This is a genomic window from Frigoribacterium sp. CFBP 13729, assembly GCF_014841875.1.
Taxonomy (GTDB): Bacteria; Actinomycetota; Actinomycetes; order Actinomycetales; family Microbacteriaceae; genus Frigoribacterium.
Map to the genome: position 1 here is coordinate 1126109 of NZ_JACYUR010000001.1, position 17966 is coordinate 1144074.

At 74.2% G+C, this 17966-nt stretch carries 18 protein-coding genes and 3 tRNA genes; 9 read left to right on the top strand and 12 right to left on the bottom strand.

Annotated elements, in window-relative coordinates; translation table 11 throughout:
- Positions 1–42: 42 nt before the first annotated feature.
- Together secE and IFT77_RS05050 are read right to left on the bottom strand one after the other, a co-directional pair.
- Positions 43–324, bottom strand: a complete 282-nt coding sequence (gene secE / locus IFT77_RS05045; protein ID WP_123546700.1) for a preprotein translocase subunit SecE — start codon at positions 322–324, stop codon at positions 43–45.
- 100 nt (positions 325–424) lie between these two features.
- Positions 425–497, bottom strand: a tRNA-Trp gene (locus tag IFT77_RS05050).
- Between the two features lie 183 nt (positions 498–680).
- Between IFT77_RS05050 and IFT77_RS05055 the strand changes: the two genes are divergently transcribed.
- The 5 genes from IFT77_RS05055 (at position 681) to IFT77_RS05075 (ending at position 5826) form a co-directional block, all read left to right on the top strand.
- Positions 681–1883 (top strand): pyridoxal phosphate-dependent aminotransferase, encoded by a 1203-nt coding sequence (locus IFT77_RS05055; protein ID WP_192169349.1) that lies wholly within the window; start codon positions 681–683, stop codon positions 1881–1883.
- A 151-nt stretch (positions 1884–2034) separates the two neighbouring features.
- Positions 2035–2886: an ABC transporter ATP-binding protein gene (locus IFT77_RS05060; RefSeq protein ID WP_192042165.1), complete on the top strand. Its 852-nt coding sequence runs from the start codon at positions 2035–2037 to the stop codon at positions 2884–2886.
- Positions 2887–2975: 89 nt separating this feature from the next.
- A complete protein-coding gene (locus tag IFT77_RS05065; protein ID WP_371740964.1) occupies positions 2976–3779 on the top strand; it encodes an ABC transporter permease in 804 nt (267 codons plus the stop codon).
- A 32-nt stretch (positions 3780–3811) separates the two neighbouring features.
- Positions 3812–5104, top strand: coding sequence for a sensor histidine kinase (locus IFT77_RS05070; protein ID WP_192042167.1), 1293 nt, complete (start codon positions 3812–3814; stop codon positions 5102–5104).
- A 35-nt stretch (positions 5105–5139) separates the two neighbouring features.
- Positions 5140–5826: a response regulator transcription factor gene (locus IFT77_RS05075; RefSeq protein ID WP_244638531.1), complete on the top strand. Its 687-nt coding sequence runs from the start codon at positions 5140–5142 to the stop codon at positions 5824–5826.
- Between the two features lie 7 nt (positions 5827–5833).
- Here the strand turns inward: IFT77_RS05075 and IFT77_RS05080 are convergent, their stop codons facing one another.
- The 3 genes from IFT77_RS05080 to IFT77_RS05090 are packed head-to-tail and all read right to left on the bottom strand — an operon-like array spanning position 5834 to position 7799.
- Entirely contained in the window at positions 5834–6925 is a 1092-nt protein-coding gene (locus tag IFT77_RS05080) for a UDP-N-acetylmuramate dehydrogenase (RefSeq protein ID WP_371740931.1), read from the bottom strand.
- Complete coding sequence (locus IFT77_RS05085) at positions 6922–7353, bottom strand: MaoC/PaaZ C-terminal domain-containing protein (protein ID WP_192042169.1); 432 nt, start codon at positions 7351–7353, stop codon at positions 6922–6924. The genes IFT77_RS05080 and IFT77_RS05085 overlap by 4 nt, the downstream gene beginning before the upstream one ends.
- On the bottom strand, positions 7350–7799 hold the full coding sequence (locus tag IFT77_RS05090) for a MaoC family dehydratase N-terminal domain-containing protein (protein ID WP_133737874.1): 450 nt from the start codon (positions 7797–7799) through the stop codon (positions 7350–7352). The genes IFT77_RS05085 and IFT77_RS05090 overlap by 4 nt, the downstream gene beginning before the upstream one ends.
- Before the next feature lie 52 nt (positions 7800–7851).
- On the opposite strand from IFT77_RS05090, the gene IFT77_RS05095 reads away from it, so the two are divergent.
- Together IFT77_RS05095 and IFT77_RS05100 are read left to right on the top strand one after the other, a co-directional pair.
- Positions 7852–8166: a DUF3072 domain-containing protein gene (locus tag IFT77_RS05095; RefSeq protein ID WP_192042170.1), complete on the top strand. Its 315-nt coding sequence runs from the start codon at positions 7852–7854 to the stop codon at positions 8164–8166.
- 255 nt (positions 8167–8421) lie between these two features.
- Positions 8422–9324, top strand: a complete 903-nt coding sequence (locus IFT77_RS05100; protein ID WP_371740932.1) for a UbiA family prenyltransferase — start codon at positions 8422–8424, stop codon at positions 9322–9324.
- A 45-nt stretch (positions 9325–9369) separates the two neighbouring features.
- On the opposite strand, the gene IFT77_RS05105 is transcribed toward IFT77_RS05100, so the two are convergent.
- The 5 genes from IFT77_RS05105 to IFT77_RS05125 form a co-directional block, all read right to left on the bottom strand.
- The gene (locus IFT77_RS05105) at positions 9370–10554 is read right to left on the bottom strand and encodes an NAD(P)/FAD-dependent oxidoreductase (protein WP_192042172.1); all 1185 of its coding nucleotides are present in this window, start codon (positions 10552–10554) and stop codon (positions 9370–9372) included.
- A complete protein-coding gene (locus IFT77_RS05110; RefSeq protein WP_371740933.1) occupies positions 10551–11375 on the bottom strand; it encodes a class I SAM-dependent methyltransferase in 825 nt (274 codons plus the stop codon). Before IFT77_RS05110 ends, IFT77_RS05105 begins: the two co-directional genes overlap by 4 nt.
- Positions 11376–11377: 2 nt before the next feature.
- Positions 11378–12568 carry a 3-oxoacyl-[acyl-carrier-protein] synthase III C-terminal domain-containing protein gene (locus IFT77_RS05115; protein ID WP_192169350.1) on the bottom strand — a complete coding sequence of 397 codons (1191 nt, stop codon included), beginning with the start codon at positions 12566–12568 and terminating at the stop codon, positions 11378–11380.
- Between the two features lie 112 nt (positions 12569–12680).
- Positions 12681–12754 (bottom strand) — tRNA-Met (locus IFT77_RS05120).
- Positions 12755–12790: 36 nt separating this feature from the next.
- A tRNA-Thr gene (locus IFT77_RS05125) sits at positions 12791–12862 on the bottom strand.
- Positions 12863–12983: 121 nt separating this feature from the next.
- On the opposite strand from IFT77_RS05125, the gene IFT77_RS05130 reads away from it, so the two are divergent.
- On the top strand, positions 12984–13550 hold the full coding sequence (locus IFT77_RS05130; RefSeq protein ID WP_192169351.1) for a 2'-5' RNA ligase family protein: 567 nt from the start codon (positions 12984–12986) through the stop codon (positions 13548–13550).
- A 44-nt stretch (positions 13551–13594) separates the two neighbouring features.
- Here IFT77_RS05130 and IFT77_RS05135 read toward each other — a convergent pair whose 3' ends face one another.
- Positions 13595–14575, bottom strand: coding sequence for an aldo/keto reductase (locus IFT77_RS05135; protein WP_371740965.1), 981 nt, complete (start codon positions 14573–14575; stop codon positions 13595–13597).
- Between the two features lie 63 nt (positions 14576–14638).
- Between IFT77_RS05135 and IFT77_RS05140 the strand changes: the two genes are divergently transcribed.
- The gene (locus IFT77_RS05140) at positions 14639–16396 is read left to right on the top strand and encodes a glycoside hydrolase family 13 protein (RefSeq protein WP_192169352.1); all 1758 of its coding nucleotides are present in this window, start codon (positions 14639–14641) and stop codon (positions 16394–16396) included.
- Positions 16397–16557: 161 nt separating this feature from the next.
- Here IFT77_RS05140 and IFT77_RS17405 read toward each other — a convergent pair whose 3' ends face one another.
- On the bottom strand, positions 16558–17751 hold the full coding sequence (locus IFT77_RS17405) for a M23 family metallopeptidase (protein WP_192169353.1): 1194 nt from the start codon (positions 17749–17751) through the stop codon (positions 16558–16560).
- Positions 17752–17966: the final 215 nt, after the last annotated feature.

Consider the following 17966-nt stretch of genomic DNA (forward strand, 5'->3'; position numbering starts at 1 on the left):
GGCACGGCGCGGACCGGGTGGTCCGTCAGCCGGCGGGCAGCGTCAGCTGCCGGTGGGGCCGTTGCCGAAGACGTAGCCGACGACGAGGCCGAAGAGGGAGTCGAGGCCGGTGACCAGCGCCATCATGATGACGACGAAGACCAGCACGACGCCGGTGTAGCTCAGCAGCTCTTTGCGGGTCGGGGTGACGACCTTCTTGAGCTCGGCGATCACCTGGCGGATGAACAGGGCGATGCGGGCGAACGGGCTGCGACGCGCTGCGCTGTCCGACTTCGCCTTGTCGACGACGTCCTCACTGGGGACGTCGAGGTCTTTTCTCGCCACTGTCGTACTACCTTCCGAGGGTCGACCCGAGGGCCTGGTCCGTGATCCGGGCCGCCCCGCTGGTCTCTGGTGGACCAGTCGGGGCGACCCGGCCGGGCTGCAGGGCGGACAGGACTCGAACCTGCAACCTGCGGTTTTGGAGACCGCTGCTCTACCAATTGAGCCACCGCCCTATGGGGCCGGAGCCCCCGGGCCGGACTGCGACTCGTGCTCGCCCTGAGGCGCGCGCCGACTCCGCGGTGTCCGACCGCCTCGTCAAGTGTAGGCGAGGGCCTGCGGTGTTGCAAAGCCGGGGCGCGCCGGGCAGGGCCGTGCCGCCCTGTCGGGGCCGCAGGCCGCCGGATAGGCTGGCCGTCGTGACCCAGCCGACACGCCGCCTCTCGTCCCGCATCGCCTCCATCGCCGAGTCGGCCACCCTCAAGGTGGACGCCAAGGCCAAGTCGCTCCTGGCCGAGGGCCGGCCGATCATCAGCTACGGCCCGGGCGAGCCCGACTTCCCCACGCCCGGCCACATCGTCGAGGCGGCGGTCGCGGCGGCCCGCGACCCGCGCAACCACCGCTACTCCGCCGGCGCGGGCCTGCCCGAGCTGCGCGAGGCGATCGCCGAGAAGACCCTGCGCGACAGCGGCACCACGGTGCGGCCGACGCAGGTCGTCGTGACCAACGGCGGCAAGCAGGCGGTCTACCAGGCGTTCCAGGCGCTGCTCGACGAGGGCGACGAGGTCCTCCTGCCCGCGCCGTACTGGACGACGTACCCCGAGGCGATCTCACTGGCGGGCGGCGTCTCGGTCGAGGTCTTCGCCGGCGCCGACCAGGGCTACAAGGTCACCGTCGAGCAGCTCGAGGCCGCTCGCACCCCCCGCACGAAGGTGCTGCTGTTCTGCTCGCCCTCCAACCCGACGGGCGCCGTCTACTCCCCCGCCGAGGTCGAGGCCATCGGCCGCTGGGCGCTCGAGACCGGCACCTGGGTGATCAGCGACGAGATCTACCAGAGCCTCGTCTACGACGGCGTGCGCGCCGTCTCGATCACCGAGGCCGTGCCCGAGCTCGCCGAGCAGACGATCCTCGTCAACGGCGTCGCCAAGACCTACGCGATGACCGGCTGGCGCGTGGGCTGGATGGTGGGCCCGGCCGACGTGATCGCCGGCGCCTCCAACCTGCAGTCGCACCTCACGTCGAACGTGTCGAACGTCTCGCAGCGCGCCGCCCTGGCCGCCCTCACCGGCCCGCAGGACGAGGTCGAGTCGATGCGCCGCGCCTTCGACGTCCGCCGCCGCCGCATCGTGGCCGAGCTGAACGCCATCGACGGCGTCGTCGCCCCGACCCCCGAGGGCGCGTTCTACGTCTACCCCGACGTGAGCGGCCTGCTGGGTCGCGAATGGGGCGGGGTCACGCCCACCACCTCTCTCGAGCTCGCCGACCTGGTCCTCGACCAGGCCGACGTCGCGACGGTGCCCGGCGAGGCCTTCGGGCCGAGCGGCTACCTGCGCCTGTCGTACGCCCTCGGCGACGACCAGCTGCTCGAGGGCGTGCAGCGCCTCCAGCGCCTCTTCTCGTAGGAGGCGCGGGTCCGGTCGGCCGGACCGGCTCGCCGAGCGGGCCCCCGGCACCGTCCCCCGAGGCGGTCCACCGGCTGCATCCACCGGTCGGGGGATGCGGGTAGCCCGGTCCGGGGTGCCGTGCCCGCGCCTCCTGCCCGAGGCTCGGAGCATGACCTCACAGCCCGTCGTGCGAGTGCGCGACCTCACCAAGACCTACGGGCGCGCCACCGCTCTGCACGGCGTCTCGTTCGACCTCCGGGCCGGCGAGACGCTCGGCCTGCTCGGGCCGAACGGCGCCGGCAAGTCGACGACGATCGAGATCCTCGAGGGGCACCGCGACCGCACCGGCGGCGAGGCCCTCGTGCTCGGCACCGACCCCCGCGACGGCGGGCTCGACTGGAAGGCGCGCATCGGCATCGTCCTGCAGACCTCCGCCGAGCAGGGCACCTCGACCGTGCGGGAGCAGGTCGCCCACATGGCCGCCCTGTACCCACGGTCGCGCGACGTCGACGAGGTGGTCGCGGCGGTGGGGCTCGAGGCGCAGGCGGGCACCCGCGTGCGGGCGCTCTCGGGCGGTCAGCGCCGCCGGGTCGACGTCGCCCTCGGCATCGTCGGCGACCCCGAGCTGCTGTTCCTCGACGAGCCGACGACGGGCTTCGACCCGGAGGCGCGGCGTCGGTTCTGGGAGCTGATCCGGTCGCTCTCCGACGACGGCACGAGCATCCTGCTCACCACCCACTACCTCGACGAAGCCGCCCAGCTGAGCGACCGGGTCGCGGTCATCACGGAGGGTCGCGTCGTCGCCGAGGGACGCCCCGACGAGATCGGCAGCGTCGCGGCCCGGACCCCGCTGGTGCGGTGGTCGGACGCGGGAGGCCGACACGAGGAGAGGACGGCCGACCCGGGCGGACTCGTCGCGCGCCTGCACGGCGCGGGAGCAGATCTGCGCGACCTCGAGGTCGTGCGCCCGTCGCTCGAGGACGTCTACCTCGAGCTCGTCGCCGAGGCGGCGGCGTCGTGACCGGGGCTCCGCGGACCGTGACCACGACGCGCTCGTCCCGTGGTCCCTCGGACCGGACCGGCGCCTCCTCGACGGCCGGCCTCCGCCGCGTGCTCGCCCTCGCCGGCGTCCAGGTGCGCCACGAGGTGCGGACCTACTTCCGCGCCGGCGACACGGTGTTCTTCACGTTCCTCTTCCCCGTCGTGATGCTCGCGATCTTCTCGACGGCCTTCAGCGCGTCCGGCTCGTACGGGGTGCGGCCGGACGGGTCGGCCGTCGACGCCGCCGCCTACTACCTGCCCGGGATGATCGCCGCGGGCGTCCTGCTCTCGGGGGTCCAGGCCCTCGGCATCGACATCGCCGTCGAGCGCTCGGACGGCACCCTGAAGCGGCTCGCGGGCACGCCCCTGCCCGTCGCCTCGTGGTTCGTCGGGAAGCTGGGGCAGGTGGTCGTGACGAACCTGCTGCAGGTGGCGCTCCTCCTCGTCGTCGCCCGGGTGCTGTTCCGGGTGCCGCTGCCGACCGAGGCGTCGTCGTGGGCGACGTTCGCGTGGGTGTGGCTGCTCGGCCTCGCCGGGTCGGCGCTGATCGGGATCGCCCTGTCGCGGGTCCCCCGCACCGGACGCAGCGCGTCCGCCGTCATCGTGCCGATCACGCTCGTGCTGCAGTTCGTGTCGGGCGTCTACCTGCCGTTCGCCCAGCTGCCGACGTGGCTGCAGCAGGTCGCGTCGGCGTTCCCGCTGAAGTGGCTCGCCCAGGGCATGCGGAGCGTGTTCCTGCCCGAGTCGTCGGCGGTCGCCGAGGTCAGCGGCACCTGGGACCTGCCGGGCATCGCCCTCTGGCTGGCCGTCTGGCTCGTCGCCGGTGCGGTCGCTGCCCGGCTGACGTTCCGCTGGGGCCGGAAGGACGCCTGACCGCGACTGCGCGGGACGGTACGGTGACGGACATGACCGCCACGGCAGCCGAGGGCGCCCGCACCGCGAGCCGCGGCGCGGGCGCACGCCCGGGCACGAGCCGCGTCGCGGTGCGCTGGTGGGACGTCGGGGCCGGGGCGACGGCCGTCGTGCTCGTCGTGCTCGCGCTCGCCTCCGAGACCGGCGGCGACGGCGGCAGCGCCGTGGGGAGCGCCGTCGGCAGCCGCCCGCTCGCCCTCGCCGCGACCGGGCTGTTCGTCCTCACCTGGCTGCTGCTCGCCCGGCCGGTCGTGCGGAGGGACGACGACCAGGTCGGCCGGGCGGAGGTCGCGGTCGTCGCGGCGGTCGTGGTCGTCGGCGGGCTCGCCGTCGCGGGCGCCCCGCAGCTGGCCGTGCTGCAGGCGTTCCTCATGCCCCTGCTGTGGACCGCGCTCCCGACGCCCCGCTCGGCGATCGTCGCCAACGTCCTGCTCTGCCTCTCGATCTCGGCGGGCTTCGTCGTGAGCCTCGGCTGGTCGCCCGACACGCTCGCGACCGCCGCCACGAGCGAGGGGCTCTCGCTGCTGTTCAGCATCGCCCTCGGCCTGTGGATCACGTCGATCGCGCACACCGGCGCCGAGCGGGGCCGGCTGCTCGACGAGCTGCGCGCCGCCCAGGACGAGCTGGCCACCCGGCACCGCGAGGCCGGCACCGTGGCCGAGCGCGAGCGCCTCGCCCGCGAGATCCACGACACGGTCGCGCAGAGCCTCACCGGGCTGGTGATGCTCAGTCAGCAGGCCCGGTCGTCGGTCGCCGCCGGCGACGCGGCCGCCGGCCTCGCCCAGCTCGACCTGATCGAGTCGTCGGCCCGGGACGCGCTGACCGACGCCCGCACCCTCGTCGCGGCCACCGCCTCCTCGGGACTCGACAGCGGCGACCTCGCCGACGCCCTGCGCCGACTCGCCGGGCGGTTCTCGCGCGAGAGCGGCGTCGCCGTGACCGTCGACGTCGAGCCCGGGCTCACGCTGCCGCGCGACCACCAGGTCGTGGTGATCCGGGCGGCGCAGGAGGCGCTGGCCAACGTCCGCAAGCACAGCGGGTCGCGCTCGGCGCACGTCGCGCTCGTCCGCGGGGTCGGCGTCGCCGAGGGCTCGGGCGCCGTCGGCGACGTCGTCCTCTCGGTGCGGGACGAAGGGCGCGGGTTCGACCCGGCCGCCGCCCGCCACGGCTTCGGTCTCGACGGGCTCGACGAGCGGCTGCGGCTGGCCGGCGGGCGGCTCGAGGTCGTCAGCGGTGCGGCCGGGACGACCGTGACCGCGCACCTGCCCGGCGGGGAGCCGTCGTGAGCGTCCGCACCCTGGTCGTCGACGACCACCCGATCATGCGGCAGGGGCTCACCGCGATGCTCACGGCCACGCCCGACTTCGAGGTCGTCGGGCAGGCCTGCGACGGCGTCGAGGCCGTGGAGCTCGCCGCCGAGCTGCGGCCGGACCTCGTGCTGATGGACCTGCGCATGCCGCGGCTCGACGGCGTCGCCGCGACGGAGGCGGTGCTCCGCGACGTGCCGACCGCCCGCGTCGTCGTGCTGACCACCTACGAGTCGGACGACGCCATCCTCGGCGCCGTCGAGGCGGGCGCCAGCGGGTACCTGCTCAAGGCGGCGCCCGAGGAGGAGCTGCTCGCGGGGCTCCGCTCGGTCGTCGCCGGGCAGGTCGCGCTCGCGCCGTCGATGGCCGCGCTGCTCGTGGGGCGCGCTCGTCGGGCGGCGACGCAGGCCGACGGGGCCGGGACTGCGGGCACGGGTGGCACGGCTGGTGCAGCTGGTGCTTCCGGCGCGGACGGCTCCGAGGGCTCGTCACCGACGCCGCTGAGCCCCCGCGAGACCCAGGTGCTCGTCCTGGTCGCCGAGGGCTGCTCGAACCGCGAGGTCGGCCTGCGCCTCTTCGTCGGCGAGGCCACCGTGAAGACCCACCTGCAGCACGTCTTCGAGAAGCTCGGCGTGGGCGACCGCACCCGCGCGGTCACCCTCGCGATGGAACGCGGCTGGCTGCCCTCCGCACGGGCCTGACGTCAGGTCAGAGGTCGAGGCCGAGCAGCACCGGCTCGGGGCGGAGCAGGACGCCGAACTCGGCCAGCACCCGCTGCTGCACGAAGCGGGCGAGCTCGACCACGTCGCCGGCGGAGGCGCTGCCCCGGTTGGTCAGGGCCAGCGTGTGCTTCGTCGAGATCGCGGCTCCCGAGCCCGGCAGGCGGAAGCCGCGCGCGACGCCCGCGTGCTCGATCAGCCAGGCGGCGCTGAGCTTGACGGCCCCGCTCGTCGGCGGAGGCGGCGGTGCCGGAGCCTCGCCGAGCGGCACGACCTGGTCTTCGGGCTCGGGGTCGATCGGCCAGCGCGGGGCGTCCGAGGGCAGCTCCGAGGCCGTCTGGCGAGACACCACGGGGTTGGTGAAGAACGAGCCGCTCGACCACGTGTCGCGGTCGTCGGCGTCGAGCACCATGCCCTTGGAGGCGCGGAGGGCGAGCACGCTCGACCGCACGTCGGCGACCGAGACCCGGGCCCCGAGGTCGACGCCGAGGGCCCCGGCGAGCTGCGGGTACGCGACCTGCTCGCTCGCGCCTCCCCCGTCGCGGAGCGCGAACTCGACCGCCGTCACGACGCCCGCCCGGCCCTGCTTGAACACGCTCGTGCGGTAGCCGAGGCCGAGGTTGGCCGCGGGCACGCGGACGAACTCGCCCGTGTCGGCGTCGAGGAAGTCGACCGAGACGACCGTCGACGACACCTCTTGCCCGTAGGCGCCGATGTTCTGGATCGGGGAGGCGCCCGTCGACCCCGGGATGCCGCTCAGCGCCTCGAGGCCGGACCAGCCCTCGTCGACCGTGCGGGCCACGAGGTCGTCCCAGGGCTCGCCCGCGGCGACCCGGAGGCGGACCCAGCCGTCGACGTCGTCCAGCCGCTCGACGCCGCGCGTGCGCACGTGGACGACGGTGCCGTCGAACGGCTCGTCGGAGGCGACCGTGTTCGAGCCGCCGCCGAGGACGAACCAGGGCTCGTCGTCGGCCCAGACCGCACGGACGGCGTCGATCAGCTCGTCCGTGCCGTCGGCCGTGACGAACCTCGTGGGCTCGCCTCCGACGCGCATCGTCGTCAGCTCGGAGAAGGAGCTCACGCCAGGGTCACCACGACCTGGGCCTTGCCCAGCACGGTCTTCTCGTCGACCGTCACGGTGAGGTCGACCCGTGCCGTCCCGGCCTCGTCGTCGACCGCGGCGACCTTCGCGATGACGGACAGCTCGGCGCCGTCGGCCGGGTGCACGACCACCGGACGCGTGAAGCGCACCTGGTAGTCGGAGACCCAGCCGATCACGCCGGCGTCGTCGCCCGACCCGTCGAGCCACTCGACGACGGGCTGCACCGCGGTGCCCATGGTCAGCATGCCGTGGGCGAGCACGCCCGGCAGGCCGACGGACTCGGCGACGTCGTCGCGGTAGTGGATCGGGTTGAAGTCGCCGGAGGCGCCCGCGTAGCGGACGAGCGAGTCCCGCGTCAGCGGGTAGGACTTGTGGGCCACGACCTGGCCGACCTCGAGGGCGCTCACGCGTCGTCCCCCCGCACCACGAGGGTGGACACCGCGGTGACGACGTGCGCCCCGGCCTGGTCGACCATGTCGGAGGAGGCGGTCACCATGGAGTTGCCGCCGAGGGACTTCACGCTGGTCACCGTGAGCGTGGCCGTGAGCTCGTCGCCCGCCACCACGGGGCGGCTGTAGCGGAAGCGCTGCTCGCCGTGCACCACCCGGGAGAAGTCGATGCCCGCGTCGGGCTCGGCGAGGAGCTGCGCGAGGGTCGCCTCCTGCACCACGACGGGGAAGGTCGGCGGGGCGACGACGTCGGCGTGGCCGGCGGCGCGCGCGGCCTCGGGGTCGAGCGACAGGGCGCTGGTCGAGCCGGTGGCACGGGCGAACTCGCGCACCTTCTCCCGGCCGACGAGGTAGGCGGGGGCCGGCGGGAGGACCCGCCCTTGCAGATCGGGGTTCACAGGCACGGCGTCGAGTCTAACCGGGGCCGATGTCGGGGGCGCGGCGTACGTTCTCCCCATGAGCGACTCGAACATCGACCCTGACATCACGCCCGTCGACCCCGCAGCACCCGAGGGCGGCGGAGCACCTGCCTCCGGCGCCGACGCGGGCTCCGGAGAGACCCTGGGCGGCGAACGTCCCGACCCCTCCACCACCGCCTCCAAGGACCCTGAGGACTGGGTGACCGGCGACGAGCCGATGACCGGCCCGCAGAAGAGCTACCTCGACACGCTCGCCCGCGAGGCAGGCGAAGAGCTGCCCGCCGACCTCAGCAAGGCCAAGGCGAGCGAGCACATCGACCGCCTCCAGGAGAAGACCGGTCGCGGCCAGTAGCCGAGTCTGCTCGATGGCTCTACCGCTGCGAGGGCTCGCGTCGTACACTTCCCCCACGTCTGGGATGGTAACTCGACGCGAGCCCTCGATCGACAGCCAGGGACAGGTCCTGATCCACGTGTCCCACCGAAGGCTGCGAGCGGCTGACGAGCACGTCCGGGTCTCCCCCGACCCGGGCGTGCTCACTCGACCTCACCTCCGTGGATGGTCCCGCCTCGACTTGTCCCCCATCTGCTCCCGGACGTCGCCTCGGACGTGCCCCTGGGGTCGTCCACGTCGAGCCAGGTCGCGACCGTGACGGGCTCGGCCGGCTCGACCGTCGCCGCCCTGGCGCGATCCACGCACCCCGGTCCGACCGTCGCGGTGACCGTGCTCTCGGTCGTCCTCGCGGCGGCGGTCGGCCTCGGCGTCGGCCGCACCCTGCTGCTCGGTGCCGCCGTGCTGGCCGGCCAGCTCTCCATCGGGCTCTCGAACGACCTCGTCGACGCCGCGCGCGACCGCCAGGTCGGTCGGCGCGACAAGCCCCTCGCGCTCGGACTCGTCTCGACGAGCACCGCGGTGGCCGCCGTCGCCGTCGTGACCGTCCTCGCCGTCGGCCTCACGTTCGTCCTCGGCTGGGCCGCCGGCGTCGCCCACCTGGTCTTCCTGGCCTCCGGCTGGGCCTACAACCTGGGGCTCAAGCGCACGGCGTGGTCGGCCGTTCCCTTCGTCGTCGGCTTCGGGGCCCTGCCTGCCGTGGTCACCCTCGCTGCTGTGCCTCCGGCCGCCCCGGCGGCCTGGGCCCTGGCCGTGGGCGCTGCCTTCGGCGTCGCGATCCACTTCACCAACGTCCTGCCCGACCTCGACGACGACGCCCGGACCGGCGTCGTCGGGCTGCCCCACCGGCTCGGACGCCTGCGCGCCGGGCTCGTGGCGTTCGCCGCCCTGGGGACGGCGGCGGTCGTGACGGCTGGGGGGCTCCTCCTCGACGGCTCCCCGACGCCCGTCCGCACCGGGGCGGGCCTCGTCGGGGCCGCCGCCGCCCTCGTGCTGTCGGTGGTCGGGGCGAGGCTGGTCCGTCGGGGCGGGGCGACGCGGGGGCTGTTCCGGCTCGTGATCGCCGCTGCGCTGGTGCTCGTCGTGTCGCTCGCCCTCGCGGGCACGGCGCTCGTCGCCTGACAGGCCCGATCGGTCCCCCGGCCTGGCCCGGCGAGCATCTCCAGGTCAGACGAAGCGCATCGAGTAGAGCGACGCGAGCAGCCGGCGGGTCGGCAGGTGCAGCGCCGCCGACAGGCCGACCTGCCGAGCCGCGCCGACCACGGGCCCGACGGGCCGGCCGAGGGCCATGTTGATCTCCGCCTGCCGGGCCGAGCGGGCGACCGACCGGCGACGCGCCTCCTCGTACGCCCGGAACACGGTCGGGTCGAGGCGTCGCCCTCCTGCCGAGCGCAGGGCCCGCGCGAGGACGGGGGCGACGGCGTCCGCGTCGAGCCAGCCGAGGTTCATCCCCTGGCCGCCGATCGGGCTGATCTCGTGGGCGGCGTCGCCGATCAGGACGACCCGCCCGGCGACGGTGCGCCGGGCCAGCCGGCGCTGCACCCCGAAGGCGCTCGTCATGGTCGCCGTGCCGGGGTCGATGTCGAGGCCGGTGCGCTCGGCGACGAGGCCCGCGACGAGCTCGGCGTCGGGCGCGGCTCCGGCCTCAGCCGCTGTCCCGGTGCCGGCGGCGTGAGGATCGAGCAGCACCACGAAACGCCGCACCCCGCCCGGCAACGGGAACGACTCGACGACGCCGCGTCGCTCGAGGTGCACGACCGCGTCGGCGCCGAGACCGGTGTCGTCGGCCACGTCGCACATCACGTAGTGGTCGGGGTAGCGACGCAGGGGCGCGTCGATCCCGAGGGCGTCGCGCAGCGGGCTGCGGGCACCGTCGGCCGCGAGGACGAAGCGGGCGGCCGCCTCCACCGGTCCGTCGTCGGACGTGCCGCGGAGCAGCACCCGGTCCGGCTCCTGCTCGAGCCCGTCGAGCGAGAGACCGCGCCGGAGCGAGCCCGGCGCTAGCGACTCCAGCCTGTCGCGCAGCAGCTGCTCGGTGCGGTGCTGCGGCAGGGCGGCGACGAACGGCCACCGAGGGTGCGCCCGGTCGAAGCTGACCGTGCCGAGCGTGCGCCCGCCGCTGCGGGCGACCCCGCGACGGACGGGCACCGCGTCCGCGACGAGGGGCTCGGCTGCGCCCACCCGGTCGAGCACGTCGAGGGACGGCGGGTGGACGCCGATGGCACGCGAGAGGCTCGGCGCCTCGGCTCGGCGCTCCCAGACCGCGACGTCGAGGCCGCGCGCCGCCAGCAGGGCGGCGGCCAGCACGCCGACCGGTCCCCCGCCGACGACGACGACGTCGTGCGTGATCACGAGCGTAGCCCGAGCTCGACGTCGCCTGCGCCTGCGCCTGCGCCCTCGTTCTCGACCGAGCCCGAGGTCGTGGCGGCGTCGGCGTCGGCGGCGAGGTCGAGCACGGCCCAGACGCGGAAGGGCGGTCGGCGGACGGCCGTCCAGCCGGCAGGCAGCTCGCGGGCCAGCTCCGCGTCGGTCCAGCTGCGACGGATCGAGCGCAGCCCGTCCACGCGGACGAAGGAGGTGCGCGCGAGCGGCAGGGTCCCCACCCAGTACCCGGCGTAGGCAGCGCGCGACCGCCGGATGTCGCTGTGCAGCACGAGCCGGCGGGCGAGCGCCCGACTGTCGGCCAGGACGTCGGCCCGGGACGAATCGTCGAGGTGGTGCAGCACGTGGTTCGAGACGACGACGTCGAACTGCTCGCCCGCCTCGACGAGGTCTCCGCTCGACGCGCACCGGTAGGTGACCCCGTCGGCCGGACGGACCCTCGCGAAGTCGTGGGCGCGCCGATCGGGATCGACGGCCGTCACCGCGAGGCGCAGCCCGTCGCGGCGAGCCCACCGGGCGAGCGAGCGAGCGAGGTCGCCGCCGCCCGATCCGAGGTCGAGCAGGGTCGTCGCCCGGTCGGCCGACAGGAGCGGCCGGATCCGCTCCCGGTACGCACGCCGCCAGCCCGCGACCAGCCCGTTCACGACCGGGAAGACGGCGTAGGTGCGCCGGAGCTGGCCGAGGTCGCAGTCCGGGTCGTCCATCAGCTCCCGCAACCCGGTGTCGCGCTGCCGGACGTCGATGAAGGGCCCTCGCGGGTCCGTCGACGGGCCCGTCGCCGAGAGAACCACGCTCAGCCGCCGACCCGGCGGGTGAGCAACGCGCTCTCGACGGTGAGGCCGGGCCCGAAGGCCATGGCGCACACCCTGCGGGCCTCGGGAGGTGCAGGTGCGTGGCCCGCGCCTCCTCGGCCCTCGACGTCCTGGCCCTCGCCCCCTCGGCCCTCGAGGTGCTCGCGGAGGATGAACAGGACCGTCGCGCTCGACATGTTGCCGTACTCGCGCAGCACTCGACGCGACGGCGCCATCTGCGCCTCGCTGAGGCCGACCTGCGACTCGACGCGGTCGAGGATGCTGCGGCCGCCGGGGTGCACGGCCCAGCCGTCGATCTCGTCGACGGCCACGCCGCCGGCCTCGAGCAGCGGGGCGAGCGCGGAGTCGACGTGCTCCTCGACGATGTGCGGCACGTAGCTGCTCAGCACCATGTCGAAGCCCTGGTCGCCGATGCTCCACGCCATGTCGTCCTCGCCGACGGGCGTGAGCACGGTCTCGAGCACGTCGAGGTCGAGCACCGGAGCCCCCACGGCGGCCGGCCGGGACGACACGACGGCCGCCGCGGCGCCGTCCGCGAAGACCGAGGAGGCGATGATCGCGTCAGGGTCGTCCGAGCTCCGCAGGTGCAGGGTGCAGAGCTCGGCGCACACCACGAGCACGACGGCGTCCGGCTCGGCGAGGCACGTGTCGCGCGCGGCCCGCAGGGCCGGGAAGGCTCCGTAGCAGCCCATGAACCCGATGTGCAGCCGACGGGTCGAGGGCGCGAGCCCGAGCCTGCGCACCAGGAGGTAGTCGGGGCCCGGCGCGAAGAAGCCGGTGCACGAGACGGTGACGACGTGGGTGACGTCGGCGGCGGTGATCCCCGGCGCGCCGGCCAGCGCCTCCTCGGCGGCCCGGACGAAGAGGTCGGGGCTCCGCTCGACGTAGACGTCGTTGCGGGCTCCGGTGCCGGGGCGCAGGATGCGGCCCTCGGCACGGTCGTAGAAGACGGGGGCGGCGTCGGGCTGGCCGGGCTGGCCGGGCTGCTCGGCGCCGAGCTCGTCGATCACCGTGTGGCGGGTGTCGATGTGGGCACCGTCGAAGACGGCGCCGATCAGCCGCGGTGCGAGGCGGCCGAGCCCCGGCTGGCTGCGGAACACGTCACGGATGTGGTCCTGCCCGATGATCGTCGAGGGAACGGCCGTGCCGATGCTGTGGATGCTCGGAGACACCCCGAGCGTAGGCGACCGGCGGTGCACGGCGATCAGGAACGCAGCCGGGAGGGCACAGCCCGAGGAAGGAGGAAGGCCCCGCTCGTGCGGATGCACGTTCAGGGCCCTGCGGTAGCGAGGGCGGGACTCGAACCCGCGACACCACGATTATGAGCCGTGTGCTCTAACCAACTGAGCTACCCCGCCGCAAGCTGTCTGCACGGTGTGACCGTGACCAGCCGGAGCCCCGAGTCAGGTTTGAACTGACGACCCCTTCCTTACCATGGAAGTGCTCTACCACTGAGCTATCGGGGCGTGACCTCGTTCAGCCGGCCCAGGAGGGCGACTGCCGATCGGCACCAGACAAGGGTAGCAGAGCCGCGAGCCCTCTGAGGACACCGGGCGCGCGCCTCCTCCACGAGGCCATCATCGACGGGTGCACAGCATCGAACTCCTGCTCGACGGGCCCGCCGACGCCCGGGTCCGCGCCCAGTGGGCTGCGCTCTCCGACGCCGGTCTGCCGTCGCAGGCCGACCACGCGAGCAGCTCGAACTCCCCTCACGTGACGCTGCTGGCACGGAGGGGCATCGACGGAACGGCCGACCCGGCTCTGACCGAGCTGCTCGACCGCCTGCTCCCGCTGCCGGTCGTGCTCGGCGCGCCCCTCGTCTTCGGGCACGGCCGGGGGCACGTGCTCGTGCGGTCGGTCGTCGCGACGCGTGCCCTGCTCGAGCTCCAGGCCGAGGTGCACGCGATCGTGGGCGGCGAGGACGACGTGCCCCACTCCTCCCCCGGTCTCTGGGTGCCGCACGTCACGCTGGCGAGCCGGCTCGACGCCGAGGCGGTCGGCCTGGCCCTCGCCGCGGTCGAGGCGTTCGAGGACGAGGAGGCGCGCGAGGCCCCCGAGGACGCCCGCGGCCCGGTCGTGACCCCGGCCGGCAACCTCGTCTCGGGTCGGCGTTGGGACCCGAGCGTCCGCACGATCGTCGTCCTCGGTCGCTGACGCCCGCCTCCTCGGAGCCGGTCCCGCCCGCCCGGGCGGTGCGCCTACGAGGCCTGGGGTGCGGACGCCGCGTCGAGGGCCGCCAGGTCGCGGTCGTCGAGCTCGACCGACGCCGAGCCCAGCAGGTCGTCCAGCTGCTCGACGGTGCGGGCGCTGGCCAGTGCGCCCACGACGCCGGGCCTCGACGAGAGCCAGGCGACGGCGACGGCGGCAGGCGCGACCCCGTGCCGTTCCGCGACCTCGGCCACGACCTCGACGACCCCGAGGGCCTGCGGGGTCGCGTAGCTAGCCGCACGGCCCTCGCGCGGCGACGACCGGGGAGCGTCGCCGCCCCGGTACTTGCCGGTCAGGAGGCCGCTGGCGAGCGACGAGTGCGGGAGGACGGCGAGGCCGAAGTGGTCGACGACCGGGGCGGTCTCGGTCTCGTACTCGCCTCTCCTCACCAGGTTGTAGGGGTGCTGCACGGCGACGAACGGGTGCAGGCCGTCGCTGTCGGCGATGGCCAGGGCCTGGCGCAGCCGCGCGGCGGAGTAGTTGGAGGCACCGGCGAAGCGGATCTTCCCCTCGTCGACGAGCTCGCTCAGCGCGGTCACCGTCTCGCGGAGCGGCGTCTCGTCGTCGTCGAAGTGCGCCGAGTACAGGTCGATGCGGTCGGTGCGGAGCCGGGTCAGCGAGGCCTCGACGGCGCTGCGGATGCTCGCCCGCGACAGGCCGGGCGCGGCCGGGTGCTGGCCGCACTTCGTGCTCACGAGCACGCGGTCGCGGTTGCCCGGGCGGGCCAGCCAGCGGCCGATGATCGCCTCGGACTCGCCGCCCGAGTTGCCGGGCAGCCAGGCCGAGTAGACGTCGGCCGTGTCGACGACGCGGCCCCCGTCGCCGACGAACAGGTCGAGCAGCTCGAGCGCCGTCGGGGCACCGACCGTCCAGCCGAAGACGTTCGTGCCGAGGGCCAGGGGGAACGGGCGGGGGTCGTCGGACCAGTCGCCGTTCGCGAGGTCGATGAAGGAGTCCAGGGGTCCGCCGATCCGTGTCGTGGGAGCCCCACGCTACCGGGCGGAGCGGCCCCGCCGCTGCCGTATCGTGGCGGGATGTCCTCACACGAGACCACGGGCGACACGCTCGACTCCCCCTCCGAGACCGACACCACGACCGTCCCCGACATCGAGTCGACCCCGTCGTCCGGCGCCGAGCGCGGCGGCGAGTGGTGGCGCACTGCCGTCATCTACCAGGTGTACCCGCGCTCGTTCGCCGACGCGGACGGCGACGGCGTCGGCGACCTGCCCGGCATCACCTCGCGGCTCGACGCCCTCGCCGACCTCGGCGTCGACGCGGTCTGGCTCTCGCCGTTCTACACGTCGCCCCAGCACGACGCCGGCTACGACGTCGCCGACTACGTCGACGTCGACCCGCTCTTCGGCACGCTCGACGACTTCGACGCCCTGCGCGCCCGCGCGACCGAGCTCGGCCTCCGGCTGATCGTCGACCTCGTGCCCAACCACACGTCCTCCGAGCACGCGTGGTTCCGCGCCGCCGTGGCCGCGGCCCCCGGCTCGGCCGAGCGTGCGCGCTACATGTTCCGCGACGGGACGGGGCCCGACCGCGACCTGCCGCCGAACAACTGGCAGTCCGTCTTCGGCGGACCGGCCTGGACGCGCCTCGTCGAGCCCGACGGCCGACCCGGGCAGTGGTACCTGCACCTCTTCGACACCTCCCAGCCCGACCTCGACTGGACGAACCCGCTCGTGCGCTCCGACTTCGTCGACGTGCTGCGCTTCTGGCTCGACCGGGGCGTCGACGGGTTCCGCGTCGACGTCGCCCACGGCATGATCAAGGCCGACGGCCTGCCCGACTACACGCCGCCCGCCGACGCCGGCAGCATGGGGGGCGGCGAGACCGCCGACGCCACCCCGCCCTACTGGGCGCAGGACGGCGTGCACGAGATCTACCGCGAGTGGCACCAGGTGCTGGCCGAGTACCCCGGCGACCGGGTCATGGTCGCGGAGGCGTGGGTCGAGCCCTTGTCGAAGCTCGCGAAGTGGGTGCGTCCCGACGAGATGCAGCAGGCCTTCAACTTCGCCTACCTCGAGACGGGCTGGTCCGCCACGGCGATCCGCCGGGTCGTCGACCAGTCGATCGAGACGTTCTCGAGCGTCGGTGCCCCGAGCACCTGGGTCCTGAGCAACCACGACGTCGTGCGCCACGCCAGCCGCCTGGCCCTCACGGCCGAGAACCCGCAGGGCCACGGCATCGGCCCGAAGAGCGCCGGCCTGCCGATCCCCGAGCTCGGCCTGGCCCGTGCCCGGGCGGCCTCCGCCGTCATGCTCGCGCTGCCCGGCAGCGCCTACCTGTACCAGGGCGAGGAGCTCGGACTGCCGGAGGCGGTCGACCTGCCCGACGAGAGCCGCCAGGACCCGACGTGGTTCCGCACCGACGGCGAGCGCTACGGGCGCGACGGCTGCCGCGTGCCCATCCCGTGGGAGTCGGGTGCGCCGGCCTTCGGCTTCAGCGCGACCGGCGCCTCCTGGCTGCCGCAGCCCGAGGACTGGTCGACCTACGCCCGTGACGAGCAGCAGGGCGTCGCCGGCTCGACGCTGGAGCTCTACCGCTCGGCCCTCGCCCTGCGCGCGGAGCACGAGCTCGGCGCCGCCCACCTCACCTGGGTCGACGGCTACGACGAGAGCGTCGTGGCCTTCCGCACCGGCGGCGTCACCGTGGTGGCCAACACGGGCGAGGTGGCGGTCGAGCTGCCGGTCGGCGACGTGCTGCTGTCGACGATGGCGCTCGACGGGCCGGCGCTGCCGCCCAACGCCGCCGTGTGGCTCGCTGCGGTCGACGACGTGGGCTGAGCCCCGCGCTCCTGCCGTCCCGCACGACGAAGCCCCCGACCGAGGTCGGGGGCTTCGTCGTGTCGGTGGGACGCTCTGCACCGCGGCTCGTGCGCGGGCTGCCCACCGGCCTGTCCGGGTCGATCACCGGCCTGCTCAGGTCGACGGGCGCCTCCGACGGGTCAGTTCGTGTTGGCGGTGAGCCAGGGGTACGGGTCGACGGGGACGCCGCCGAGGTGGATCTCGAAGTGCAGGTGGGCACCGGTGCTGTTGCCGGTGCTGCCGACCTTGCCGACGAGCTGCCCCACGGTGACCTTCTCGCCGACGGACACCTGGACGGAGCCGGTCTGCATGTGGGAGTAGGTGGACGTGACCTTCTCGCCGTCGATGACGTGCTCGATCTCGACGTGGTTGCCGAAGGCGCCTCCCGGGCCCGTGACCGCGCTGACCGTGCCGTCGGCGATGGCCTGGATGGGCGAGCCTGCACCCGGGACGAAGTCCAGCCCGTTGTGGAACGTGCTGCAGAAGCCGCAGTTCGTGACGTGACGACCGCCGAAGCCACTGCTGATCGGCACCCCGGTGGCGAAGGGCCACTGGACGGTGCCGGCGACGTCGTTCGAGAAGGTGCTGGAGCTCGTCGAGGCGTACTCGCTGACCGGCGCGACCTTCATCTCGGTGACGGAGTAGCCGTCGCGGGAGGCGGCGTCCTCGGCGGCGGCGCCGGCCACGAAGGTCTGGCTCGCGGCAGCCTTCTTGGCGACCGTCCGCTCGTCGGTGTCGACGAAGAAGGCGTTCGCGGGGACGGAGGTGGAGACGAGCATCGCACCGGCGAAGACCATGGCGCCGACGACCGTGACCCGCTTGCCCGCGCTGCGGAACGAGCTGCGCTGGCGGGGGGCCGCGGCCGGAGCCGTCGTGGCTGCAGCGGCTCGCGGGGCGGCTGCAGCTCGCGGGGCGACGGGGCGCTGCGCGGCACGCGCGGTCGCGCGGCTCGCCTCAGGGGCGGCGACCGCGGGGGCGACGGCGGGACGGCGGCCTCGACGGCGAGCAGCCTCGGCCTCGGCGGCGCGTCGCTCGGCCCTCGTGGCGTGGGCTGGGGCGGTCTCGGCGGCGATCGACGCGACAGGAGCAGGCACGATGCGAGCAGGCTCGGGGGAAGCGGTCACGGGCTCGGCGGGAGCGGACACGTCAAGAGCGAGAGATGCGACGGGGGCAGACACGGAGGCCGCGGCGCGACGCTCGGCCTCGCGGGCCTCGCGACGGGTCGTGAAGACCTGCTGCGCCGGGGCTCCGGACGCGCCGTCCCGCTGATCGACGGGTGCACGACGCGACTGCTGGTCGCCTTCATGCTCGGCGATGGGGTGGGACTTCGACACGGGTGATGGATCCTCGGGGTTCGGGCGGAAGAGGGCTCATCGGCTCTCGAGGTCGACATCGAGACGACTCCGGACGAATGTCACGGAGAAGTAACGAACTCGTCAAGGGTAGCCGCTCGTTCACCAGATGGCTACCCGCCTTCGGGTGTCACGGTGGTGCAGACGCCGGACTTCTCGCAGGAATGCCTGATCAGAGACCTTCTCGCGAGACGCAG

What these genes read in the sequence shown, in the direction of transcription:
- IFT77_RS05060 (WP_192042165.1), top strand. Translation starts at nt 2,035, where the DNA reads ATGACCTCACAGCCCGTCGTGCGAGTGCGCGACCTCACCAAGACCTAC.
- IFT77_RS05070 (WP_192042167.1), top strand. Translation starts at nt 3,812, where the DNA reads ATGACCGCCACGGCAGCCGAGGGCGCCCGCACCGCGAGCCGCGGCGCG.
- IFT77_RS05075 (WP_244638531.1), top strand. Translation starts at nt 5,140, where the DNA reads ATGCGGCAGGGGCTCACCGCGATGCTCACGGCCACGCCCGACTTCGAG.
- IFT77_RS05095 (WP_192042170.1), top strand. Translation starts at nt 7,852, where the DNA reads ATGAGCGACTCGAACATCGACCCTGACATCACGCCCGTCGACCCCGCA.
- IFT77_RS05140 (WP_192169352.1), top strand. Translation starts at nt 14,639, where the DNA reads ATGTCCTCACACGAGACCACGGGCGACACGCTCGACTCCCCCTCCGAG.